The sequence below is a fragment of the Vibrio sp. Y29_XK_CS5 genome, from assembly GCF_024181835.1.
GTDB classification, from domain to species: Bacteria; Pseudomonadota; Gammaproteobacteria; order Enterobacterales; family Vibrionaceae; genus Vibrio; species Vibrio harveyi.
Map to the genome: position 1 here is coordinate 1040645 of NZ_JAMZAM010000001.1, position 24888 is coordinate 1065532.

General features: G+C 42.0%; 18 protein-coding genes. 2 read left to right on the forward strand and 16 right to left on the reverse strand.

Annotation, left to right across the window (positions count from 1 at the left end):
- Positions 1-102: 102 nt before the first annotated feature.
- From tssH to tagH, 16 genes are read right to left on the reverse strand one after another with little or no spacing between them, the layout of a single operon-like run.
- Positions 103-2658, reverse strand: coding sequence for a type VI secretion system ATPase TssH (gene tssH, locus NL647_RS04695; protein WP_253649723.1), 2556 nt, complete (start codon positions 2656-2658; stop codon positions 103-105).
- Between the two features lie 10 nt (positions 2659-2668).
- The gene (tssG, locus tag NL647_RS04700; protein WP_005447032.1) at positions 2669-3634 is read right to left on the reverse strand and encodes a type VI secretion system baseplate subunit TssG; all 966 of its coding nucleotides are present in this window, start codon (positions 3632-3634) and stop codon (positions 2669-2671) included.
- On the reverse strand, positions 3631-5454 hold the full coding sequence (gene tssF / locus NL647_RS04705; RefSeq protein ID WP_059678433.1) for a type VI secretion system baseplate subunit TssF: 1824 nt from the start codon (positions 5452-5454) through the stop codon (positions 3631-3633). The genes tssG and tssF overlap by 4 nt, the downstream gene beginning before the upstream one ends.
- Positions 5451-5915 carry a type VI secretion system baseplate subunit TssE gene (gene tssE / locus NL647_RS04710; protein ID WP_017818777.1) on the reverse strand — a complete coding sequence of 155 codons (465 nt, stop codon included), beginning with the start codon at positions 5913-5915 and terminating at the stop codon, positions 5451-5453. The genes tssF and tssE overlap by 4 nt, the downstream gene beginning before the upstream one ends.
- A gap of 8 nt (positions 5916-5923) precedes the next feature.
- Positions 5924-6721, reverse strand: coding sequence for a type VI secretion system accessory protein TagJ (locus NL647_RS04715; RefSeq protein ID WP_017190828.1), 798 nt, complete (start codon positions 6719-6721; stop codon positions 5924-5926).
- A 9-nt stretch (positions 6722-6730) separates the two neighbouring features.
- Entirely contained in the window at positions 6731-8242 is a 1512-nt protein-coding gene (gene tssC, locus NL647_RS04720; protein WP_005447039.1) for a type VI secretion system contractile sheath large subunit, read from the reverse strand.
- A gap of 57 nt (positions 8243-8299) precedes the next feature.
- Positions 8300-9793, reverse strand: a complete 1494-nt coding sequence (gene tssC / locus NL647_RS04725; RefSeq protein WP_005447040.1) for a type VI secretion system contractile sheath large subunit — start codon at positions 9791-9793, stop codon at positions 8300-8302.
- A 2-nt stretch (positions 9794-9795) separates the two neighbouring features.
- On the reverse strand, positions 9796-10323 hold the full coding sequence (tssB, locus tag NL647_RS04730) for a type VI secretion system contractile sheath small subunit (protein ID WP_009699036.1): 528 nt from the start codon (positions 10321-10323) through the stop codon (positions 9796-9798).
- Positions 10324-10338: 15 nt separating this feature from the next.
- On the reverse strand, positions 10339-11460 hold the full coding sequence (gene tssA / locus NL647_RS04735) for a type VI secretion system protein TssA (protein WP_253649724.1): 1122 nt from the start codon (positions 11458-11460) through the stop codon (positions 10339-10341).
- The gene (locus NL647_RS04740; protein ID WP_074051445.1) at positions 11453-12247 is read right to left on the reverse strand and encodes a PP2C family serine/threonine-protein phosphatase; all 795 of its coding nucleotides are present in this window, start codon (positions 12245-12247) and stop codon (positions 11453-11455) included. Before NL647_RS04740 ends, tssA begins: the two co-directional genes overlap by 8 nt.
- A gap of 10 nt (positions 12248-12257) precedes the next feature.
- A complete protein-coding gene (tagF, locus tag NL647_RS04745) occupies positions 12258-12953 on the reverse strand; it encodes a type VI secretion system-associated protein TagF (protein WP_053049073.1) in 696 nt (231 codons plus the stop codon).
- Positions 12935-16453 (reverse strand): type VI secretion system membrane subunit TssM, encoded by a 3519-nt coding sequence (gene tssM, locus NL647_RS04750; protein WP_017190834.1) that lies wholly within the window; start codon positions 16451-16453, stop codon positions 12935-12937. The genes tagF and tssM overlap by 19 nt, the downstream gene beginning before the upstream one ends.
- Before the next feature lie 14 nt (positions 16454-16467).
- The gene (gene tssL / locus NL647_RS04755; protein WP_017190835.1) at positions 16468-17760 is read right to left on the reverse strand and encodes a type VI secretion system protein TssL, long form; all 1293 of its coding nucleotides are present in this window, start codon (positions 17758-17760) and stop codon (positions 16468-16470) included.
- A gap of 14 nt (positions 17761-17774) precedes the next feature.
- Complete coding sequence (gene tssK / locus NL647_RS04760) at positions 17775-19100, reverse strand: type VI secretion system baseplate subunit TssK (protein WP_074051443.1); 1326 nt, start codon at positions 19098-19100, stop codon at positions 17775-17777.
- Positions 19101-19120: 20 nt separating this feature from the next.
- Positions 19121-19576, reverse strand: a complete 456-nt coding sequence (tssJ, locus tag NL647_RS04765) for a type VI secretion system lipoprotein TssJ (RefSeq protein WP_009699029.1) — start codon at positions 19574-19576, stop codon at positions 19121-19123.
- A gap of 9 nt (positions 19577-19585) precedes the next feature.
- Entirely contained in the window at positions 19586-20758 is a 1173-nt protein-coding gene (gene tagH / locus NL647_RS04770) for a type VI secretion system-associated FHA domain protein TagH (protein ID WP_253649725.1), read from the reverse strand.
- A gap of 318 nt (positions 20759-21076) precedes the next feature.
- On the opposite strand from tagH, the gene NL647_RS04775 reads away from it, so the two are divergent.
- Positions 21077-23221: a serine/threonine-protein kinase gene (locus tag NL647_RS04775; RefSeq protein WP_188014779.1), complete on the forward strand. Its 2145-nt coding sequence runs from the start codon at positions 21077-21079 to the stop codon at positions 23219-23221.
- A 122-nt stretch (positions 23222-23343) separates the two neighbouring features.
- Complete coding sequence (locus tag NL647_RS04780; RefSeq protein ID WP_253649726.1) at positions 23344-24888, forward strand: response regulator; 1545 nt, start codon at positions 23344-23346, stop codon at positions 24886-24888.

Consider the following 24888-nt stretch of genomic DNA (forward strand, 5'->3'; position numbering starts at 1 on the left):
GATATTTTATATCTTGTATTTAGATTTAATATAAGCGTTATTTTAAATGTAAAATGCTTATTACGAAGCAACTCTCATATTAATTTCATTTTGAAATAATTGTTATAAAAGTGAGACAGTTAAAGAATTAACTTCACCCTCGACCTTAATCTCTTTAAAATTCTTACCTTTAAGAATCGCCGTAAGGATTTCATGCGATATTTTAGGCAACAGTGTATTTTCAATGGTTGTTTGTATGACCCTTGCTCCACTTCCTGATTCATTACTACTAGCAACAATATTATTTATTAATTGATCACTCACTATCAGCTCTGAGGAATAGTTTTTTCTAATTCTATCTGAGATTTTTTTTACTTTTAGGTGAGTAATATTTTTTAATACTGTTTCGTCTAGTGGTAAGTAAGGTAGGACATTTACACGTCCCAAGAAAGCAGGTTTAAAGTCCGCAATTAAATCATCTCTCAACGCATTTTTTAGGGCGCCAACATCTGGAGCTAAGTCAGGGTCTTCAAACAATGACATTGTTGTATCTGTACCAGTATTTGCCGTCATAATGATAATGGTATTTTTGAAGTCAATGTCTCTACCTTCACCATCTTTGATCATTCCCTTATCAAACACTTGATAAAAGATATCTTGGACACCTGGGTGCGCTTTTTCCATTTCATCTAAAAGAATGACGCTGTATGGCTTCCTTCTCACCGCCTCCGTCAACACACCACCTTCACCATAACCGACATAGCCAGGAGGAGAGCCTAATAGTAATGAGACTTTATGTTCCTCTTTAAACTCTGACATGTTGATCGTGGTAACGTTTTCTTCACTACCATACACCTTTTCCGCTATTGCTAATGCGGATTCAGTTTTACCGACTCCGCTTGGTCCAATAAGCAGAAACACCCCGTTTGGCTTCGATTCATCTGTAAGTTGGGCACTTGCCGTTTTAATCACTTCCGACATGGTTTCAAGAGCATGATTTTGCCCTACAACTCGTTTAATTAAACTCTCTTTTAAGTTCAATACTGCCTTAATCTCGTCATCTTGCAGCTTACCTAGCGGAATACCAGTCCAATCAGAGATTACTTCGGCGATCAATGCATCCCCTACATGAGAGAACACCAAAGGCTGAGCATTCGTACCGAGTTGTTCTTCAATCTCGATCAATTTTTTTTTGTCAGAATCTGACGGAGATAGGAGGATTTTATTACGTAAGGCTTTTGCATCTTCAACCCAAAGTTGTTCTTGTTGCCATTGCGCCTCAAGAGTAAGTACTGAGTGAGAGAGCTGGTCAATCTCGATTCGAATATTCTCTATCACATCACTAAGGTCGCGACCAAATTGAGACTCTTTAATCAGTTGTTCTAATTCTGCTTGTTTTAGCTGCATTGCCTTTTTCTTGTTATCCAATACACCGGGTATTGAAGATTGACTTAAGGCTACGCGTGAACACGCTGTATCTAATACAGACACCGCTTTGTCAGGAAGTTGTCGACCATTGATGTATCGAGAAGACAGTTGAACAGCGGCTTCTAATGCTTGGCTGGTAATATATACGCCATGATGGTTCGACATCACATTCAATAAACCGCGAAGCATATCCACTGCAACTTCCGGAGTGGGTTCATCTACTTTGACCACTTGGAAACGCCTAGTCAGCGCTGCATCTTTTTCAAAGTACTTTTTGTACTCAGCCCAAGTTGTTGCAGCAATAGTTCTTAACTCACCTCTTGCGAGTGCTGGCTTTAAAATATTAGCAGCGTCACCTTGCCCCGCCTGACCACCTCCGCCAATCAGACCATGAGCTTCATCGATAAAAAGAATAATCGGTGTATCAGATTGATTAACTTCTTTTATGACGTTTTTTAGGCGGTTTTCAAACTCACCTTTCATTCCTGCTCCGGCTTGTAGCAAAGCCATATCTAACGACTTAATAGCAACACCTTGCAATGCTGGAGGGACGTCACCTTCGACAATTTTTAGGGCTAACCCTTCTACTACAGCCGTTTTACCAACTCCCGCCTCCCCTGTGAGAATTGGGTTGTTTTGGCGTCTTCGCAGCAATATATCTACCATGAGTCGAATTTCGTTATCACGCCCAACAACTGGGTCAAGCTTTCCTGCTTTAGCTTGTGCTGTAAGATCAACAGTAAATTGATCCAAGGCAGTGCTAGTTTGTTTTGCTGCAGAAGTTGCTACCTGCTGCGATTCATTGAATGCAGGCAATGTCGTCACTTCAATTTTATTTAATTCAGGACAAGGTTGATTTATCGCATTCGCTAAGGAATCATCCGATAGATAAGCACTTAATAGATGGATACAGTTGAGTTCATGTGCGTCAAACTCTATTGTTGCTATCATCACTGCATTTTGCATCACAGTAACAGTGTGGGTTGCAAGTCCCGGCACCGATTCACAACCCGTTTTGTATTTTTCCAATTGCGACAATAACTGTGTTTCAACCAGTTTCGGGTTTACATTAAACTTCTTAAATACTTCAACATAAATCTCTGCGGGATGCTGGAGTATGGATAACAACCAGTGGGTCATCTCTATACTATGATGAGTACGAGAACTCGCCATTGCAGCCGCTTGTTCAAGCGTTTCTTTAGCGACAGGAGACAACCTTTCGACCAACGCTGAAAGTGATAGTAAAGCCATTGTGATTCCTTTAAATGGTGATAGTTATTTCGCGATCTTCAGTTCGCTTATGTTTAGATAAAACCGTACCAATCCCTAGTTGACCATGTCGTTTAGTAATGCACACCTTGGGCAAATACTTATGACGTGTAGTGAGCTTCCACTTAATGGACTTATGTTTGCCTACATACTCATGGACCAAAGACTTAACTGTGTTTATGTATGGGTTATTGGGCAGTAACTGACTGACTTGCTCTGTACTCGTTGGTATTAGTTCGATCATCACTGCTGCATTTATGTTCCACGCCTTTGCGCCTATAGATGCGCCTCTACCGACTTGAGCAAATTGTCCTTCCGGCGTCGACTTTCCACCTAATCTCGTCTGTTCTTCCTTTGATAAACGTAACCATTGCCCTTGAAGCTCGTGTAACCTAACGTCACACCCTGTTAGGTCTTCAATAATGGTTTTTAGTGCGCCTTTACTTCTGTTTCTCGATGCAAATAAGCCGGCGTAGTGATTAATTAGGTGGTCAGAGTGACCTGAAACAGCTTCTAGACTGTTTATGAGAGGGGAACGAGCCCCTTTAGAATGTTCATGTGCCTGAACTGATATCTGACTCAACTGCCAACTACGGTAATACAACGAAAGTAAACGGTGATTGAAAATATCGTAGAAATCCACCATCGCTCCGTCGCCTTCTTTTTGACGACTAATCGCAAGTTCACTGTAATGATGGGGTAACACGCCCTGTTCCCCTGTCAGACCAATTAAGTTTGTTTCTAGTATCAGCCTATCGTTGCCAGAGCGATGAACATTGGAAAGTTGTGCGTTTTCATAACCTAGCGTTGAGTTTACTTTTAGATCTACCTTTTCATTTTTAGGTAATGAATCGCTCCCTAATTGAGCCCCAGCTTTAAGTAATCCCAATTCAATGAGGTGAATCGCTTCAAACAATGGTCGCTTTTTCAATTGTTGAAAAAAATCCACCTCATTCATAACAATACCTTTTCACCAAGCATTGCAGGCCATCGATGAAATACTTTGTCCGTAGATTTCGTCTTTACCTCTAACTGTGTGAAAATATTTACCTCAGCAAATTGCGCAAAATACACTGAAAGTACGCACCCTAAGAAAAAGGTTTGCTCTTTAGATAGCATTTGATCAGAAACGGTAAGCACCAGCTTTACTCCATGAGCAAAACCAACTCTTCCCTGTTCATTAACCCTTCCTGTGGTTTGTTGATATTCTAATTTTACTAAGGCGTCGATAAGTGCTTTGGTCTCAGCTGTACCCGCAAATGCATAGAGTTTAAGTCGTTGTTTTAACGTTGCTAGACCAGTCTCATCAGTGAAGTGGGAAAGCGTTAATAATTTGGTTAGTTGCCAGCGGGTGCCTTCATCCATATCCGGTCTGATTGTTTCAGTCATTGAAACCAAACATTTTACTTGCTGAAAATTGTCACTTACTTTTGGTAGCAATACGTTTGGCAAACCGCCACCAAAAGGCAATTTTTGGGGCATGTTTCTATTACAACACTCTGCCTTAACTGAAAGTAACCAACTGTCATGGCTATCGAATTCAAACTGTTGATGTTTTTTATTAACAAAAGAAATATAGATATCCCTACCTGGTTCATCAAATCCCCCCGCCCAGTTCTTATCTTCTCGCCTCATTACCCAAAACAAATCACTTTTGTTCATATAATGGTTATGCTCGCCAGCGAAGTAACTGGGTAAATTCTTATAAGACTTGTTCCAGTTATTCAAAGTAACATCCGTGATCGCAACTACTTCACTGCAATCAGCACTTTGATGCCCAGGAGACATCTGATACTCATACTCTGAAGCTTCTAACCGTGTTGGCTCCATCGTGCTTTCGTACAAGTTAATGATTGGAACACACCCTAAAAGCACACTTTCTTCATCTACTTGTTTTGGTAACCAGTCATCGTCGATATCAAAGTAAAAACTAATATCGAGCTCGCCTTCTACCTCTAATCTTTCAAGTGCGAGATCCTGCAGCTCAAAAAACATAAACTTTTCAGGAAAATGTAAATACTCCACTAACATCCTCGCGGATGAAAAGCTTCGCTTACTATAGGGAACGACTTTGTGAGAATCATGAAATCCCACTGCGTGTAAGTGGCGTGGTGTTAATGACGCAATTTCTTTACCGTTTGCTGAAAGCGATATGCCTATCAGACTTTTGAACAGAAGTTGATATAGCCTTTGTGTGAGTTGAGTTTGACCATTCAGGTAAAAGCGCAGCGTCTCAACCCCCATTCCAGCAAATGTCGCCCCACTCTCATTTGAATTGAGCCTCAACTTAAGCATCGAGTGCGCATTTGTTTCCCAACGAGAACCTATCGATGCCAAAGGGGCATTATCAAAGCTTCCTTGTGAAACGTCACAAGGGTAAATCTGTGTGTCATAACATGTTTTAAATTCGCACTCATCAAAACCGGGTGCACTAATCTTTACTTTTTCTCCAGCAGGTATATCAAAGGGTGATGACGTTGACCCATTACACTTCATTCTGATGATCGACATCGAGGGTATTGGAGCATGAAAGTCTGGGTGTAGTTGCCCCATTAAAGACTCAGTAAACTGCGGATAACTGTTATCCAAACTCTGGCGAATTCGCGCCGTCATGAACGCGCAACCTTCTAACAGCCTCTCTACATGAGGGTCATCTACTTGTTCTTCGTTAATACCCAAACGCGCAGCAATCTTTGGGTATTGCTCGCCAAACTCCTGCCCTTTGTGGCGCAAATATGCCAACTCGCGGTTATAGTACTTCAAGAACTCTTCGCTCATTTTGCTCTACTCAATTTCATGCCTAAATTTACGGGTTCAACTTCGGTATTAAACGTCACGTCGCGCTCACTATTTCCTATAAGGCACGTTGCATTTATCTGTAACCTTAAAGTGCGATCTACCGCACTCTTTTCCTGCAGTATATTGACAACCGGCGACGATAAACGCGGTTCAAATTCACGAATGGCAGCTCTTACAATGCCGCAGAGCTGCCCTTGTCCTTGCTGGCTACTGAATGGCATTGAAGAGAAATCAGGCAGACCATAATTTAAGATTGATTTATTCGCTTCTTTTAACTCAAACGGGACTTCTCTCCACCCAATCCGACTGTTCAACATCGACTCTAAATCTCTCAATAAATTGTCTATCAGCAACTGTTGAGTGAGTGGAAAGTCTTTATCTTCTCGGGATTGAGGATCATTATCGATTAGCTTATCAAGTAAGGATGCTGCCAGTGCCATCTAAACCTCTATGCAAGCTCTGCGATTTCTGACAATTGGTTTAGCTCAAAAATAGGTACTGCTTTGTCCCCAACCAACCAACACTTTTGTCCTGAACCTACGAACAACTCGCTAGCGCCAAGTTGTATCCAATCTGTTTCTTTGGCAAGCTTTTGGGCGTCTGTAGATGAGTCTATGTATGTGAGTGGCATGTGCCCCTCTCCTTCACCTAAACCCTCAATATCAAACTCCACAGGTCGCCAAACATTTTCAAGTAATGAGCTTGGATCCTTCACTTCTAAATATTTAATATTTTTAATTGGGACAAGAAAGTAGTTTCCCGCAGTAGAAAACAGCTCGACATAACCAGACAAACGGTCGTCGATATCCCTTACCTCATCGGTCATACTTCCATTTTGAGAAAAGCGTTTAGTGGTTCTTCCTTTTTCAAGCTGCTGCGCCAACTCATAACCACTTTCATAGTCTTTATTTTTGATGGCAAGATTCAACTCGATGATCAACTCGTTAACCTTTGAATCACCTTCAACAAACTGCGCAGTTGCTGCCCCCTCACTAAAGTCTTTACGGGCTTGCGCCGCTTTTACAAGATGACGCAATTGACTCGCACCTGCCAAATATTCCGGAAATAGCTTGATCGATTGAATCAGTTGATCGTCCGCTCGCTCCAAATCACCGTTAATACAAAGCAGCTCAATGAACGAACTTCGCAAGCTTGCATCTTTCGGGGCAGACTTTATCTCTTCAATTAATAGAGTAATAGCTTGCTGCAATTGACCTTCAGATAAGGCTTTTTTCCATGTTGTCATCGTGTTCCCTTACACCACCTGCTCCGGTGATAACTCCGTAATTAATTTGACCGCCGAAACCATTTGATCGAGTTGAAAATGAGGTCTTAAATGCACTACTGAAAAGTAATGCCCTGGCGAATCGCGTTTTTCTTTAACTGTTATTTTTGCTTCGTTGAGTGGATACTTTGCTCTGAGTTCATCAGAAGCTTCATCAGAAGCAGTTGTATATTGGTGAAGCCATTGCTGAAAATCCCGCTGGATTGAATCAGAATCTTGATACCCACCAACCTTGTCTCTTCCCATTACCTTTATGTAATGTGCGATTCGAGATACACATAATGTATATTGCAGCATCGAAGTCAGCTTGGCGTTCATCGTTATGTTCTGGTCTTCAAATAACTTTGGCTTATGGATAGACACACTGGATATCATGCCGACTAAATCGGTTTCTGCGACAGGTGACATCGTAATGAAACCGCAATCGGATATCTCTTTCTCTTTACGCTCTGATACCTTCAGATTTAAAGGGCTCCTATCTCGTGTGTTTTTACTCATAAGCTGAACAGAACTTCTTGTTGGAGCTAGAATGGCTCCTTGGGTGTAATCCCCTTGCTTCACACCTCTCATGTGAGTAAACCAACCATGTTCTTGATAGGTTCTAATTGCGATGGCGGCGAAACAAAAAGCGGCGCTACCCCACAACAACTCTTGTTCTGATTCAACAATCGTCTCCTCGAACTCAAACGCCTCTATCCGAGAACCATCTTTGATATAAGGCTGCCTAAAAAGAACATTAGGCGCTGCAATACCTATAAACTTTGTATCTTCTGATTCTCTCAAGCGTTGCCACTTCCCATACTCAACTTGATCAAATTGAGAAGTAATGTCTGTGGTAGATGACAACTCCGAAAAACGATCAACCCCAAATACACTTGGTTGCGCAGACATGACAAAAGGACTAAACGCAGCTGCTGCTGTCTGGGCAATCTTACCCAATACCGACAAATCCCGATCAAAGTAGTTTTGGTTAGGGTCATGTCGAAGCTCATAATCACCAACTATCAGTCCAAATGGCTCACCTCCAGCCATGCCGTATTCATTTTGGTAAAGCAGTTTAAACAAAGCTGACTGGTCGAATTCGATTGCTTTTAAAGCATCTTTACTGACTTCTTCCCATGTCGACGATAAAAGCTTTATTTTTACCAATTCACCAGATTGACCGTCTGTTTGTTCACACAGATACTTAACCCCCACCCAAGATCGCTCCAACTGCTGATATCTCGGGTGATGAATGATTTCATTTAGTTGTTTCTGTAACAATTGATCTATTTGATTGATGGTCATAATCAAACTGCGACGAAATTCAGCAACACTTCTGCTTTTGGTACCTTCTAACCAAATTTTTGCCGAGTGTATTGAATCTTCTGTTTCGACAAACCGAGTAATCCAGTAACTATTAAGTTCCGCACACCCAAGCGGACTAAACTCATGCTTTAGCTCGCTTGGGTCTAAGAAATTCAACGCTGTATCGTTAGTCATTTTTACACACCACAGGAGGGAAAGTGTGGTTGACCCATAAAGCCAACCACAATTCACTTAACCACCCGATTGAGGGATTTTTGCAACTAAGCGTAATGAAGTCGTAAGCTCTTCCATCTGTAACCAAGGCTTCAACCATGCTACTGCATTGTAAGAGCCTGGCGCGCCTGGAATCTCCTTAACCTGCACGCGAGCATCAGCCAATGGGTATTTCGCGCGGATTTCCTGACCGCCTCCTTCAGATGCGTTCACATAACTTAAGATCCAACGGTTCAACCATGATTCAACATCTTCTGCTTCCATGAAGCTACCGATCTTATCGCGAGCCATCACTTTCAAATAATGGGCAAAACGCGATGTCGCCATCATGTAAGGTAAGCGTGCGGAAATTGCAGCATTCGCTGTCGCATCCGGAGAGTCATGATTTGCTGGTTTCTGACAGGTTTGCGCACCAAAAAACACGGCATAGTTTGTGTTTTTGTAATGACATAATGGTAAGAAACCAAGTTTACCTAACTCCGCTTCTCTGCGGTCAGTAATACCGATTTCTGTTGGGCATTTCATATCAGGATCGCCATCATCACTCATGAAGAAGTGCGTTGGTAGATTGTCTACACGACCACCACCTTCTGCACCTCGAATCGCTGTACAGAAGCCATACTTTGAAAAAGCATCTGTGAGCTTCGCACCTAGTACATACGAAGAGTTCATCCAACAGTAGTCGTTGTGTTCTGCATTAGTCGCAATGCCAGAAACAGCGTCAACATCAAACTCCTCAAACCCAAACTCTTCAACTGGAGAAGTCGCTTGACCATAAGGCAAACGTGCTAGCACTTTCGGCATGGTTAGGCTTACAAAACGCGAGTCAGCACTTTCGCGGAAGGAACGCCATTGTGCGTATTCCAATGACTCGAATACCTTATCCAAATCGCGAGGTTTAGATAATTCCGTCCATTCATCAAAGCCAAACAAAGCCGGTGAAGCCGCCGAAAGAAACGGCGAGAAACCAGAAGCAGCAACGTTAGACATCAGGCGCAATGATTCGATATCTTCCGGATGGTTTGTAAACTCATAGTCACCGATAAGCGCACCATAAGGCTCACCACCAGCACTACCGAATTCAGACTCATACACCTTCTTAAAGATTTGGCTCTGATCAAACTCAACCGCTTTGCTTAAATCCTTATGAAGCTCTTTTTTCGTCATGCTGATCATGCGAATTTTCAATGCTGAACTTGTTTCCGAGTTCATCACTAAGTAATTTAAGCCTCTCCAAGAGCCCTCAAGCTTTTGTAGTTCTGGGTGATGCATGACTTCAGACAATTGTTCCGAAATCTGTTGGTCAAGAAGCGTGATTGCTTCACGGAACGTCACCGTTAGGTTCTTATTCCAGGAAACGGTACCTTTCATTGCTTCTTCTGTTAATGTCTTGATCAACTCTTCGGCACGAGAAGCTTCTGTTTGCTTTGTTGCACCAATCGCCTGCTCTAGGAATGATGACGTTTGTTGCTCTACCGTTGGATCAAGTTGTTTGTCAATTTGAGTCGTCATTACTATGCTCCCTCTGGATTATCTACAGAGCTTGACTCGCCCAGGTTTAACTCTCCAGCCAACTTTGTCAGGTTTTCCGTGTTGTTTAATACATCCTCTAGAATATTTTCTAACTCTTCTGAGCGGTCGACCTTCGTCATCAAGTCACGAAGTTTATTTCGGGTTTCCATCAGTTGGCGTAAAGGATCAACTTGATTAACAATCGCTGCGGGCTCGAAGTCCTGCATAGATTTAAAGCTTAAATCCACTTCAAATTGCGAGTCATCTTTCGCCAATTTGTTTGCGACTTTAAACTTCACTGATGGACTCATTTTTTTCAAAACATCATCAAAGTTGTCTCGATCAATCTGAATGAAACGTCGGTCTTTCAAAGGCTTCAACGCTTCGGTATTTTGTCCAGCGAAGTCGCCCATTACACCAACCACAAAAGGAAGCTCTTTTTTAAGCGTTGTTCCTTCGGTTTCAACATCATAGGTAATGTGAACACGAGGCTTCCTTACTCGTGACAGTTTCGAGTGAATACTCGTCATACCGTTCTCCCTTCCTTAATTTTCATTTTGTTCTGCTATGCCAACTAAACGGAAATAGCGTCTCTTTGCATCTCCGTCGGAGATCAATTCCGCCAGTAATTCCGGCAGAGGCATTCCACACCAACGAATAATCTGTTCGATGGAGTAAGAAACTGGTGAATGAGGCTCACTTTCTCTAAAGAAGTCTGCCACCTTTTGTAACTGTTCAATCGCTTGCTCGCGTGATTGCATATTTGTTATTAGCAATTCGCTGTTGTTAGCTGACTGGCTTGTGACCGTAGTCGGCTCGTTAGATTCCATATCAGCCTCTTCAATCACCTCTTTCGGTGCCTGAAAGCGGTCACCAAGCAAATGCTTTAATGCCGAGTGTATTGAATCAAGCTTTTTTGAGATGTAAGAACTTGGGGTAACGTCTCCAACAGCATCATCAAGCTTTTGACTAAATTGGTTAAATGCCCTTATGCCGAACTCAAGATCAGTGATCAAAGTCCTGTAAAACTCATCAGAGGTGGATTTAACGGTATCGCTGATTTTCGACAGTTCCACAGCACCTTGCTCGACTTTGTAACGTCGTTTATCTTCATCAAGTCGCTCTAATTCGATGGCTTGTTGGTATTCCCAAAATGCGTAAGCTTGCTCTACCCCCATATCCGTCAGCGGAATCGAAGCCAGTGGAAAAATTAAGGTACCTTCACTTTCGATACCGTTTAATCCAATGATTGCAGAAATACGAGTCTCGATTCCGTCTTCATCAGGCATGGGATGCAGCTGTTCCCAGAAATGATCAATAAAGTGTGATGCTATCTCGTATCCGATCCCCATTCCGCGAAAGCCATAAATACGTGTCAGCGCCTCAATCAGCCAAGCGACAAGCTCCAAATCCTTTGACTGAGAAGTCAGAACTTCTGGAACTTCATCAATGAAAACACGCCAAAGGTTGGTGTGGCTGAGTATGCTTTCTTCTTCAATAATGGCGTTACGCTCTGTATTGCGCGCAGCCATCCTGTGGTCTTTTAATCTGTAATAAGCAGATTGAGGAGATACGTCCTCACGAGGGTCCACGCCCGTTGGTTGATCAGCAGAGACAGGTTGTAGTACTGGTTCTAACCACTCGAACGCTTTGATTAGGTCATCCACGCACTTTACTCCTCAAGAAAACAGGAATGGTCGCGTCATCTTGCTGATTTTCAGCTATTTCATTTTGATCACAGCATACTTTGACCAACGCGCATGTGACGTTGTCACTAGCACCTCGAACTAACGCAGAGTGCATCAAGGCTAACCCTGCTTGATTGACTGAATCAGCATAGAGCGTGTTGTGTATCTCGTCATTGGTCAGTTCTTTAGAGAGCCCGTCGCTACACAACAGAAATTGATCACCGTTCGAGAGCTGACCGGAGGTTTGGTCTATCGTTACTATTTCATCGACACCTATCGCACGAGTTATGACGTTAGCTAATGGGTGTGATTCTGCATCCTCAATCGCTAATAACCCTTGTTCGACCAGATCCATAACTTGGCTGTGATCTCTTGTTTTTTGCGTGAAGCTCCCTTCTCTCAGTTGGTATATACGGCTATCCCCAACCCACAAACAATGAAAATACCCGTCCTGCATAAATAACAGTACAAGTGTTGTCCCCATCGTTTTACCTTCTAAATGCTCTTTTGCGTAATCAAAGATCTCTTTGTTTGCTTGCTGAATAACACCTCTCAACTCATCAATGTGGGTTGTCTTATTGTCTTTTGCATAGCGGGCAATCTTATCGACCAACATCTGACTGGCGATGTCTCCTGCACAATGACCACCCATACCATCTGCTACGACCCACAAACCAAGTTCGGACATATCAAGTAATGCATCTTCGTTATATGGACGGACCTTTCCTGGATGAGTCCTCGAAAAAGTAAAGTAATTCCAATTCATTCGCTGATACCTACCAGTTCCACTCTTGCCAGTTTCCATCTAACATTGCCGCATATTGACCTATTGAAGGCAGTCCCGACGTAATCAGCATACAGGGCGATATAGTTGCCGACCCTTCAGTCCACCAAAAACAAGGTTTTTTGTATTCCTTACCTAATATCTGATTTAAAAGACCATTCGCAGATAACTGTGGGGTGTTCTCATAAATGGTTGAAAGTTTGCTTTTGTAATGTACTAACGGTACTTCTGCCGTAGGAACATCATCTAAAACTGTCTTACCCGAGTCAGTGAGTCTTCGAGCCCATGCATCAAATACAAAGTCGTCATTGAGTACAGCGACGGCAAGATCTTGACTATTTTGAGTCCACTGACTCTGTTCCCAATAATCCACAGCACTCCCTTCGACTGGTCTCACAACAGTGAAAAAGAAGTAGCGTCCCGCAGAGTCAACACTCGGTATGACACTCCCAATGTAAGTTGCGTCTTCCATGTAGGAGATATCCAGTGCAAAGTGCCAAATTGGAGCCGTGAGAAAGTATTGATGCCATCCTTCGCCCAATTGTTCTCGGCTAACAGCTATTATTGCTTGCTGCCAATCATGCCATCGTTCAGTAAACTCTTGAGAAAGCCCATTTTTAACAAAATCCCCTTTTGCAGGCATTTTTCCAATGTAGCCCCAACAGGGTGTTATAGCGTTTGAGGACATCGAAAACTCTCCATCTCGTTAGACCAAAACGGGTTGATCGCACTTGAAGGGATGAGTTCCAGTTGAACTTTGTTTCCTTTCAAATCGATCATAACGATATTGTCATTTCGCGACTCTGGACGCGCTTTTAGCGATTGATCAAGTAATTTGAAAATACCCCACTCACCTTCGTAGGTATGTGCAATCTCGCGTTTTGATTCTGGTGGAGTAAAGACGATTCGAGTTTGGTCTTGCCCTGCGGGCCAGCTTAATGACTTCGCGCGAGCAGGACCGTGCTTATAGACTAAGTCTTGCCCACCCAACTCCAGTACAAAACGAGTAATATGCTGATCTAAATAAACAGGTTTCATTCCAAATTCGACGCGCAAAGAATTGTCCGGCTCAAAGAAAGTTTGTCTTATCCGTTTGGCTTTCTGGAATACTGCAAGTGTTTCTGGACGAACACCAATCTCTTTTTCAAGCTTCCAACGTCGAGTTGAAGTGTCTACAAATGGTTCTAAATACTCCTTAAAGAAGGCATCCATGGTTCCGCCGTAACCAAAAAACCGCTTAAAATCTTTGAGGCGAACTTCCTTCGAGGCATTAGGAACAAATGGATAGCGACCAGCAATTGAGCTTCGATATGGTTTAACCACCTTTGTTAACCATAATTGATTCAAGTGATCTTTAGACCCATTCTCTGCAAACTTAACTGACTCTTGAGACAGTTCTCCTAACCATTGATTAAATGGCTTTGGTAACAACTCCCTTGCACGTTCAAACGACGCAGCAACATCTTGGGTAACTGTTCCATCGAGAATGCTCTTGTATGCAATTTTTTGATTGTTACCCGAACTTGATAAATCAGACAGGTAAGAGCGCAAATTGACCATTGCTGTCTGAATATCTTCAAAATCTTGTTCATCCAAACGTAAGATTTCAGTAAAGTGGGATTCGACTTCTTTACCTGGCAAGGAAACATTAAAGCTATTCTCTTCAGGTAAATACATATCTAACTTGTCAGCGGTATTGGAAAACTTCACTTTAGCAACCTTCCCTGCCACCTCTGACGCCGCTTTTTGGTTCTCTGACAAGACAACTTTGGTCAAACCAACCTCTTTTTGAATCGCACGCAATAATGATTCAATTGGTCTCTCAACCCCCGACAACACTCTTGCTTGAGTAGAGGCTAGATCAAGGGTTGGCGCTTGCTTAAGCTGAATGTCTTCAATTAAGTTTTTCCACTCATTCACATAATCTTGGTAGTAACGTGCTTGTACACCCTGGATTGCACTTGCTTGGTCAATTTCATGCGCTTTTAAATCGTCTCCATATACCCAGTTCTCTTCCATTAACCCTTTCACAGTGCGGTTAATTTGAATTTGGAAAATGCTGTGAAACCCGTTATACGTGTAAAAACCGGAGATCCCTTGAGACAGTGGTTTACCGCTCATTCGCTCAAATTGTTCTAACCCTTTTGGTCCTAGAACGTCTGTTAATCTGAATGACGGCACATGACTTTTTGAAAATTGTAACTTCATGCGTTGGTAAGCACGCTCAGGCAAAGACATTTGAGTTAACACTTCTCGAGCACTCTCTACAGCTGAGTCATTAAATGAGAAACCTCTTTCGTTGCTTTCCAGAAGGTTATTAGTGTGCGTCATTAGACGGTCTCTTAGTGATTCATTAAGAGCGCCTGGATAATGTCTTTCAAAATAAAAGCCAAACCACGCTAATACTTCTTCTTGTTGATACTTTTCTGGGTTAAACAACATTAGGTAAGTTTTAAGCGTTTCGTATAGATACTGACGATGCTCTTGGTTTCCTTCCATTTCTGAAATCAGGCTATCAAGCACCAGAGGAGCGAAGTGTTTGGTTAGAGCAGACGTGTAGGCGTTATTTGCCGCTTGAGAGACTTTGTCGCCCTGATACAAACCAAACTTCTTTATTGCATCCGAATTTCCGTAGTCGCTTTGCCTTCCCAAAGGTAAAGTCATGATTCGGTCGAGTGTTTCTATCGCGCTGATAATGTCTGATTCAAAATCTAAACTATCTGCACCGATCATTGCTTTTATATGACCTGTCTCTTTGTTGGTTTGGGTGATAAGTGTCGAGTTCCATTGATAACTCATAAACCACGTTCCAATCGCTCCGCATAACGCGACCGCACAGCCGATGTAAACGCCTCGATGGAGCCAACTGGATTGCTTTTGATAATGACGATTGACTGTCCCAAGCAGTTGCTCTTTGAAGATGACTTGATCAAACAAGCTTCTAACGAAATAGCTGTGAGATCCGTGGTGCTGAGCAGATAAACCTAACTTCCCTAGCCCGAGCCCGCTGCTCGATTCGTTCATTAGCCGGCTAACAGGGATACCGTCTTGAACCGAGCTAACCATAAACACGCCTCGAATAAGGGTGGGCTCTTCAAAGCTGTTCTGAGCAAATATTTCTGTAAGGAATTCATCTAGGTTTGCTTGAAGCACTCGAAGTTGCTTTGGAAATTCAAAGATCATCGCGCGCTTATCAAGATCATCCTCTGTTTCCAGAATGCGCAGCATTCGGGCGTCCAATCGCTCAAGTAGATGATGAAACTCTTTATTGAAAAGAGAAACGACACCGCGCTCATCTTCGCAATCTTTTGGGAACATAAAACCGAATAGCTCTTCACGCTCTTCTTTGCTCAGATCCGCGAAAAACTCATTAAACCCCGCCACCAGATCCATTTTTGTAAGAAGAACGTAAATTGGAAACTGCATACCCAGTTGGTTTTTTAGTTCCTGTAAACGAGACTTTATCGCCCTTGCATGCAGGCTCCTTTCCGTGCGTGTTTGCGACATAATGCTAGCTAAGCTGATTGTCACAATTGCGCCGTTAATTGGTCTCTGTGTTCGATATTTTTTTAACAGCCCAAGAAATCCATGCCATGCCTTAGCATCAACTTTTTCTTGGCTATCTTGTGTCGTATAACGACCAGCGGTATCAACAAGAACCGCTTTGTTTGCAAACCACCAATCACAATGGCGTGTTCCCCCAACACCTGCAACAGAGTCCGAACCTAATGAATCCGCTAACGGAAACTCCAACCCAGATTGCTTAAGAACTGTCGTTTTACCTGTACCAGGAGGACCAATCAGTACATACCAAGGTAATTCGTATAAGCTACGTTTACCTTTATGTGTTTTGGTAACCACTTTGATTGCCTGCTCTATTCTGTCTTGCAGCACATTAATTTCTGAGGCAGCTTCTTTATCAGATTGCGAGTCCACCTCTAACAGGCTTTGAATTGTTTCGTCTTCTTTTACTTTTTGCTTATGTTGCTTTGTAAGATTGAACACACCCCAAACGAAAACTAATACCAGGATGCTAACCAAACGCTGAAAGTCAGTTTTTAAGGGCTCATATCCCGCAACAGTGATGAGGGGACCTACGACCCAAATAAAAATTGAGCACGCAGCAACACCGACTAAACCGATAAACCAACGTTGAGTAAATATTCTGCCTACTTCTCGGATACTCATTTATCTCACTTTCCTTAGTTTGCAACCATAAGGTCAATTTCGATTCGGCGGTTAAGCGCACGATTTTCATCAGTAGAGTTTTCAGCAAGGGGTCTTGCATCACCAAGCCCTTCAGGAAGGACTCTTCCTTCCAGTGCACTGTTCGCAATCAACTGTTCAGACATCGCCGTTGCACGAGCAAGGGAAAGATGCCAATTGGACGGATATTTACTGGTAAAAATAGGGTTATCGTCAGTATGTCCAGTGACCAAAATCTTCCCTTCGGTTGTTTCTAAAGTGCGAGACAACTTAGATATAACAGGTTGGATATATTCAACGACTTCCGCACTACCTGACTCAAACAAGTCTTGAGCTTTGAGAGAAATCCGAACTCTGTCGGATAGAGCCTCAACAGTCACCAGTTCTTTATTTATCTCGGTTGCTAGATACATAGAAACGCGTTCAGCAACTTTTATTACTTGAGAATCGGACGTAGGAGCCATCTCTGTTTGATTAGGTGAGATGAGATTAATTAAACTGGCAAAGGTTTGATTTGAAGCCTTGTTAAGGTCATAGCTGAAGAACATAAAGATACAGACCAATATTGCCAATGTGACAGAGCAAACCACCCATAAAGGCGCACGTTCCGCCACTTGCGAACCATTTAACAAACGGCTTTCAATATTGTCGCTTAAGCGTTGCTGTAACCCTCGACCGTTTGACTTTAAAACGCTAACAACTTGCTTTCTCAAACGACGGTGTGTTTCCAGACCATTTTTTTCTAATCGATATTGCCCTACGAAACCTAAAGACATACACACATACATGAGTTCCAAGAGATCAAGCTGAGTCTCAGGGAATGACATGCATGTTTCTAAATGCTGAAAAAACGCCTCCCCACCTTGACTGCTAGAATAGAAAGAGGTCAGCAACGAGTCGTGACTCCATGTCGATTGGCTACCCCAATTTGTATTCAAAACTGCTTCATCGATTGCGCAGCATAAGCAGTAACGAGCGGTATCTATTGTTTCCAGATTTATGTTTTGTTGACGTAGTCGGTTTTCGTAGTCTCTTAACTTTTGTGCCAACGTTTCTTTTAAAAACAAGACGTCAGAGTGACTCGCTGTTGCTCGAATCTGTCCAATAATAGAAAGTATGCCATTAGCTTCAGCTAAAATCGGGTTGCTGCCAAATGCGACCACTGAGTCATTGTTGACCACTTCAGGATTCTTTGAGATCACAACTGTACTATCGGCAGATTTTGGTACTGAGATATTAGCGTTTGTTGGTCTTCCACCTGGTGTTGGCTTTATTATTGTCTGTTCCATAATGACGTAACCTGTTATTGGTTAATGCTCCATAGCTCTATGTCTGAATTCGGGAATTGACCAGATAGCTGAAGAGCAATACCGCCACTCTCTTGGAGACGAACCCAGAATGGTCCTTTCTTAATCACTTCAAAATACACATACCCCGTTTGATAAGGGATCTGTCGAGGAACAACATTGAGTGGTGCAACGTTAATACCGTTGATTTGATTATTTATAAGATCTCTAATTTGTTCTGCTGGTCCCAACTTGAGTTGAGCTGGTACCAAACGTCTAATCTCATCAGTACTTGTATCTGCTTTTACTGCCAAAACAAACTGGCTTGATTCAAGAAGTCGCTTATCAGGTAACGGTGTCACTCGAATACCAAGTTGTCGAACCTCCAAAGGAAGTTTATTAGCCGTCTGATCTAGAACAACACTCAGGTATTGGCTTAACACCTGATTAAGCTCTGAAATCGTAGAGGTCAGATTTGAGTGTTCATAATCAATAAGCAAAGGAGCGCGCTTATTTTTACTCGAAAAAGTCGACAACTCACCAACATATCCTCGTAATAGCGTGACAAACTCTAAAGGGTGAACTTGTTCTAACTGCCCCAGATGTCTAAGAATCGTTTCGTAGCGATTGAGCATTTGAAGCATGATGAAATCGACAGCTGAAGCAGATGCCGCTTTGCCTTGCACTAAACGTTGAGAAACCACATCAGCACGGATTTTTGTCATTCCCGTTACATTTTTTAGGCAAGCCAACATTGCTTGATCTTTAAGCACATTGAGGTGTGGCGGCGTATACTCTTCATCAAGAAGAATTGCGCCTTCCGCAGTGACTTCTTTAATTTTAAGAATCGGTAACTCAACAAAACCTGACAAGTTGTCATTGCTTACTTTAAGCGCAACATTCAACGACGCCACTTGAATGCGCTCTTCATCCTGACCAGTTTGCACGTCTATAACGTCTAGATCGTTTAACACATATCTGCTAACAACACCTTCACTAACATCCGCAATCGTTTTTTCTTTAAGGCTCGATGAAGCAACGACCACTTTAACTAATGTGTTTTGAGTTCCCTTTTCAACCAGTAATGGCGGAAGAACTTCATTAACGTTCTGCAATTCAATAAGAGTCATATCAGGAAGAATCGCTTCGAGTTTCTCGATTTCTACCACGCCTTCTTTCAGACTGTTCGGGTTTATACGAACTTGATACACGCCCCAATTATAAGGCTGTTGAAAACGGTTCAATCCCTTAAACTCATGCTCAAATGCACGCTCGCTTTGCTGGAAATGTTGAGGACGTAAAAACATCCCCTCACACCATGCTGTGTGGGAGTAATCTGCCATTGTTTAGTCGCCAAGTGAGGTTATTTAACGAATATAGAAAGGTCGTCTAGGTGAATTTGGTAAGTGTTGTAACCGGTCTGATCTACCTTAATCACCTGCCTCCAATTGGAGTTTTCGATGTCACGGAATGCCGCGACTAAACCTAAATACTGAGTTTTTGGTGACATGCTTGCGTGATAAATATCTTCCTGACCAGGCGTTAAAGAAATTTCATATTTGTTCACTAAATCAGGACCTAAAACCGTGTCATAGCTTTCGTACAGCGAAAAGAAATCCTGACTTTCAAAGACGGTTGAAGATGTCAATTCAAACACATAAATCACAACAGGCGACGGTCTGCCATTTGAATCTGGGTTGATATTATGTTTGGCGGTGAGCGCTAAATCAGCATAGGGATCAACTACTAGGTTTGCCGCTGAACAACCAACTAAAACTGCCGTAATAAATAGAAGTAAGGTCTTCATTATTGTTTTCATCATCATTCCTTAATTTTTACTTCTCAGTGCATTTTCATAATGCTTTGCAAAATCTTCCAAATAAAAAGGTGATTCCTTATTTATAATTTCATCCGTTAATTGATAATGAATACCTTCAAATTTCTTCCAGCTTTGAGCATATTTTCTTGCTGGAATCATTTTATTGAAGAAACTATCACTTGACATTGCATCGGAGTAAATACTTGATGGCTCAACTAACGACATAACACTAGAAACGGTACCTTCGACACCTTTCATCAACGCTTTTTCATGGTTTTCTATATCAACAAATGCTTCTTTAATTGCTATGTCTGCTCGCATAAAACTAGCAGTGTTTCGGTTGTATAAATTATGAATAGCATCTTCTAAATTAGCGGAAAACTTTAATGGATTATTTTCTGACTTTCGAAAAGCGGTATGGTTTAAACGATTATTTTGTTTAAACTCAGCTCGATTATGTAATGTTTCCATTAAGCCCAGTAGCATCAAAGAAAACGACTGGCCTAGTTGCTCGAACCACTGTTCGCTATTTTCGTCTGGAACCATATTTGGGTTGATACCCAGACCTCTGACGAAGGCTTGTTGGTTTTTGCTTTCATTTTTTACCAAAGGCTTCGGAGCGCTAATCGGGGTAGACGCATGAGGGGATACTTCTTCAACACTCGGCTCTTGTGCTTCTAAAAAGTCATCCATCAGACCAATATCAAGCTGAAACTCAGAAGGCGCACTGTCTCTTAACAGATCCGCTGCGTTCAAGCCAAACTCATCATGAGTTAAATTTCGGTCTACATCACCAACAGCTAACTCATTGATAGTATTGTGTACTCTATTGCTATCATCGATAATTCTTTCTTCTAAACTTACTTGAATTTGATAATCGCCGAGGGCCACGACATCGCCATGGTTGAGTGCCAATTCATTTCCTTGACCAACCGGCGTCACGGCATTATTTACAAAGGTACCATTCGTCGATAAGTCTTTAATCAAGTACTTTTCACCAAATTTGATCAGTTCACCATGCTTACTTGATATGACTCTTTCAGGGTCAGGCAATGTCCAATCACACTGTTCAGAGCGCCCAAAACTGACCTTATCATGTTCACCTGTCGCATCAAAAACGAACTCAGTGTCAATCTCTGGAGTGAACTTATGAAAACTTGTAATGGTTAAAACCAACGTCATGTAAACCTCGCCAAAGGAACTGCTTAATATATAAATTTAGTTCTTAATAGTTAGGCAACCACTTATTAACACTAAGATTAATAATGCCTAATCAAATAATAATTGTATTTCACGAACGGAATAATGAATTAATTTCTCAGCAAAGCAATCTAGGATTATTACGCAGAACAAAATATACAACGAGGTTCAAATTTTTGACGCTTAACTTTTCATTCGTCAAAAAACCGATGTTAGCTTAACCGAGAAATCTTCATTTAATCATTTTTCATTAGCAGATGAGTTATATATTCACACCATCATTTTATATGGAGCCTCGTGATGGACGACAAAAATAAAGACAGTTCTATAAATAAAGAATGCAGTGGCGATAAAACCAAAATTGTAAAGACTCAAAAAAGAGAAAATACAAATGACAATAAGGGCAATATAAACAATGAAGGCTCTGCCCTAAATAATAATGAAACAAATACAAAAGTGTCTCAGAACCTAAACACAATTCCACCAGCAAATAAATTAGTGCGTAATATTGATAATGATGATAAGCAAACTCGATCTGATTCATTGCTCGGGGAGACGGTAAAAAACCGTTATGAAATTGAATCTTTGATCGGCCATGGTGGTTTATGTGACGTCTTTTTGGCGAAAGACAAAATTCTTGAATCTTCTGGAGCAGATGTCCCCTATGTCGCATTAAAGGTACTACAAAAAGAGTATGCGTCTCAGCCAGAAACCGCCCGCATGCTGATTCGTGAAGCACAACAAACTCAGAAGCTTAGTCACCCCAACATCATCCGAGTCTACGATTTTGGAGTAGACGGAGAAATCTATTTCCTCGTGATGGAATATGTTGATGGGGAGACATTAGAAGGACTTATTCAACGCTCTAGACCGGACGGGTTAAAGTACAACGCCACCCTTTCAATTCTGAACCAAACGTTAGATGCATTATCGTATGCACATTCACTTGGTGTGGTCCATGCAGACTTAAAGCCCGCAAACATCATTCTCACTTCGGAAGGTAAAGTGAAGTTGCTGGACTTTGGCGTCTCTAAAACGCACCAACTGAAGCATGACCAATATGCAGCAAAACGAAAATCACAAGACACTGACACGCTGGGTTATACACCGAATTATGCCTCACTTGATATCTTGTCGGGCAAAGAACCGAAACAAAGTGACGATCTGTTTGCGTTTTTCTGCATTACTTTCGAGTTGCTGAGCTGCAAACACCCATATGGACGAACCCCAGTCAACGAAGCGCTTAAAAAAAGCGTTAAAGTAAGCAAGCCATCTCACTTTCCATTTTCAAAGTGGCGCATCTTCTCTAAAGCTTTTGCTACTGGTGTCGTCCCTTCTCAGCTCAGCGCTACTGATATCAAGCACCTGTTGAATAAGAACCGTTGGTCACTTTATTCAGGTATAGCCGCCAGTCTTGCCTTAATGGGTTTGTTAGGTACGTTCTATCAACAACAGCAAAATACCATTAACCAACTCAACCTTACTCTCATAGAAAAAGATCAAGCCATCGAATCTGCAGAGCAACTGTTAAATACGCTTCCGGAGCAAACCAAAGCGTTAATTGACAACAAACAAGGGATACACCCAGTGATTGCTGCTGGTTTCCTACGTTTGTATAAACCGCATATCCTTGGAGAATTTGAAGCAAAGATCGATGACGTACTTAACTCTGATGTAACGACTTATCCAAACTACAAACAGATTGAATCCATCTTACAGCAAGCAAAAAACTATTACCCAGACTCCCATAAAATCGAAGTTTTGGCATTGGATATTCAATCAAGCAAACACTCTACTCTGCTTTCTATTGCGAGACAGATAAACAGCCACTTAGAAAAATCCTTGTACACCCAGCAAGACGAGGCTAAATCTATTTACGATCTCAAAAAGGAACTCCATGAAATACATAAAGAGTACCCTTTCACTCCTAGCTCGTTGGCAAGCGAAGTCTTTGGTCAACACCTCAATGAAGCGCTAAAAATGCGCGATGCAGCAGCTTTAGTCACACTCATCAAAGTTGGAAACTCCTTTTTTGCTGAGTCTGAAGAACATCAGCAAAATTTGGCGATTAGCAATACGATGAAAGATGCGGTATTGGAAATGAAACTTTACGAGACCGCAAAAGAGAGCTCAACGCCGTTGCCTTTCCCTGCTGATGCTGCACGATTGTTGTATCAGGAAGAGTTTGAAGGACTGCACTACCGACTCAACCAAGCTCGCACAACGGTTAACCTAGATAAGCTCGTCAAAGATATTGATGCATTTTCTGAAAATTTCCCGCCGGGTTTCCAAGATATTAATGATCTGCGATTCCAAACCGCCGATAAGTACCTACAGTTTTCTGACATTCTTTTAAACAAGCGGAAGTCTAAAAGTGCGAGGCGTGCGATGAAGAAGGCAAACGAGCTGTTAAAACGCGTCGAAACGGAAGCTGAACAGAGTTAATGACTACAAAAGTTGATGAGGGGCATATCGCCCCTTATTTTAACGTAAAAGCGCTTGCCTTTATGCAAACTGATGACTAATTTTATTTTAGAGTGTGCTAATCCGTATAAATAGGTAGAAGTTTGACCACAGGGAAGATCGAAGTCGATAACATCAGCATTTTAGTCATTGATGACTGTTCAACCTCTTCAACGTTGATCAAGCATCAACTCGTCTCGCTGGGAGCCAAAATATCCAACATTACCTGCGTTAACAATGCGCAGCAGGCGTTGAGTGCTACTAAGACTCGCTTTTACTCGTTCATCATTATGGATTATCACCTGTCTTCTAAGTTGACCGGGCTTGATCTAATTAACCTGATGAGTCGAGCGAAATTGATATCAGACACAACAGCCGTGCTTATGATATCTGGTGACGCTACGCAAGAAACCGTGCTCACTGCGCTTTCTGGTCGTGTTAGACATCTACTTACTAAGCCGCTTCAGACAAAAGCACTACAAACTAAAATGCTCACTGCTCTACAAGAGCAGCATCACCTTGCTGAAGTAAAACAATACCTTAGCAAAGTTTCAGTGCTTTCTCTCAATGACGTTGCGCAACTGCATAAGAAATACGCGACCAGTGTTTGTGTTGAATCACTCTTAATTGATACTTTGATTGAAGCGAAACAGTTTGAGGTACTAGAGAACTTCCTTCCTTTTTGCAACGACAAAGAACACGCGAGTCGAATTTGTGCTGAAGCATTCCTACTTCACCAAAAAGGTAAGATCCGTGAAGCTGTTGAAGTCCTTGCAAATTACGTCACACACAATCCGCTTTGCTTAAGGGCTATCGATAATCTTGTCGGGCTTTATGAAACCTTAGGGCAACACAATAACGCCTCTATACTTGCAAACCGAGCCTTTGAGCTCACCCCTAGTAGCAGTGCAAGACTGATTACTGTATCTAGGGTTCTGTCAAAACTCGCTCAGTTCGAGCGACTGTACGACGTTGGTTACCTTTACGCATCCAATGTTTCATCCACGGATACTCAGTGGCTCACTGCGATGAATACTTATGTTGACTTGATTAGTGAACATTTTAAGACGCTCACTAATGCAAATGACAAAAAGAAAGTACTCCTAAAGCTCAATGAATTTTGTTTGCTCGCTGAGAAACAGCTTAATCGTAACCAACAAGTTGATTTAGCCGCTTTTAAGCAGATGATGCAATGTAAGCTTCTTTTACTAGAATCACGTCCGGAGTACGCTCATAGAAAGCTAATGCACTCACTTAGCTACTACTACGCAACGCCGAACAAAGCACCTTTACTGCTATTAAAACAAGCTATTCCTTTGATGGACTTTTTCGGCGAGTTTGCTATCAAGCGTTGCTTGTTAACCTTACTTGCAGCGAAGTCAGGAACCGCTTTAAAACTCAGCGAACAAAAGAACTCCGATGAAGAGACGTTAGGCAAAAGATACCCTTTCTCAGTCGAGATGCGCCTCAAGCGGCTATCGGATAACAACATTGAAGCGACAGACATCATTTTGGATGAGAGCATTGAATTCCTTTCTCAGCGTCCACTACCACCAAATTGGTCTAACTGGCTCAAAGATTATCTTTCGGGATCGTATTCGACCCAGTTACCAATACCTTTTAACTTACAAGCCACACAGTGGAGATGA

What these genes read in the sequence shown, in the direction of transcription:
- tssH (WP_253649723.1), bottom strand. Translation starts at nt 2,658, where the DNA reads ATGGCTTTACTATCACTTTCAGCGTTGGTCGAAAGGTTGTCTCCTGTC.
- tssG (WP_005447032.1), bottom strand. Translation starts at nt 3,634, where the DNA reads ATGAATGAGGTGGATTTTTTTCAACAATTGAAAAAGCGACCATTGTTT.
- tssF (WP_059678433.1), bottom strand. Translation starts at nt 5,454, where the DNA reads ATGAGCGAAGAGTTCTTGAAGTACTATAACCGCGAGTTGGCATATTTG.
- tssE (WP_017818777.1), bottom strand. Translation starts at nt 5,915, where the DNA reads ATGGCACTGGCAGCATCCTTACTTGATAAGCTAATCGATAATGATCCT.
- NL647_RS04715 (WP_017190828.1), bottom strand. Translation starts at nt 6,721, where the DNA reads ATGACAACATGGAAAAAAGCCTTATCTGAAGGTCAATTGCAGCAAGCT.
- tssC (WP_005447039.1), bottom strand. Translation starts at nt 8,242, where the DNA reads ATGACTAACGATACAGCGTTGAATTTCTTAGACCCAAGCGAGCTAAAG.
- tssC (WP_005447040.1), bottom strand. Translation starts at nt 9,793, where the DNA reads ATGACGACTCAAATTGACAAACAACTTGATCCAACGGTAGAGCAACAA.
- tssB (WP_009699036.1), bottom strand. Translation starts at nt 10,323, where the DNA reads ATGACGAGTATTCACTCGAAACTGTCACGAGTAAGGAAGCCTCGTGTT.
- NL647_RS04740 (WP_074051445.1), bottom strand. Translation starts at nt 12,247, where the DNA reads ATGAATTGGAATTACTTTACTTTTTCGAGGACTCATCCAGGAAAGGTC.
- tagF (WP_053049073.1), bottom strand. Translation starts at nt 12,953, where the DNA reads ATGTCCTCAAACGCTATAACACCCTGTTGGGGCTACATTGGAAAAATG.
- tssM (WP_017190834.1), bottom strand. Translation starts at nt 16,453, where the DNA reads ATGAGTATCCGAGAAGTAGGCAGAATATTTACTCAACGTTGGTTTATC.
- tssL (WP_017190835.1), bottom strand. Translation starts at nt 17,760, where the DNA reads ATGGAACAGACAATAATAAAGCCAACACCAGGTGGAAGACCAACAAAC.
- tssK (WP_074051443.1), bottom strand. Translation starts at nt 19,100, where the DNA reads ATGGCAGATTACTCCCACACAGCATGGTGTGAGGGGATGTTTTTACGT.
- tssJ (WP_009699029.1), bottom strand. Translation starts at nt 19,576, where the DNA reads ATGAAAACAATAATGAAGACCTTACTTCTATTTATTACGGCAGTTTTA.
- tagH (WP_253649725.1), bottom strand. Translation starts at nt 20,758, where the DNA reads ATGACGTTGGTTTTAACCATTACAAGTTTTCATAAGTTCACTCCAGAG.
- NL647_RS04775 (WP_188014779.1), top strand. Translation starts at nt 21,077, where the DNA reads ATGGACGACAAAAATAAAGACAGTTCTATAAATAAAGAATGCAGTGGC.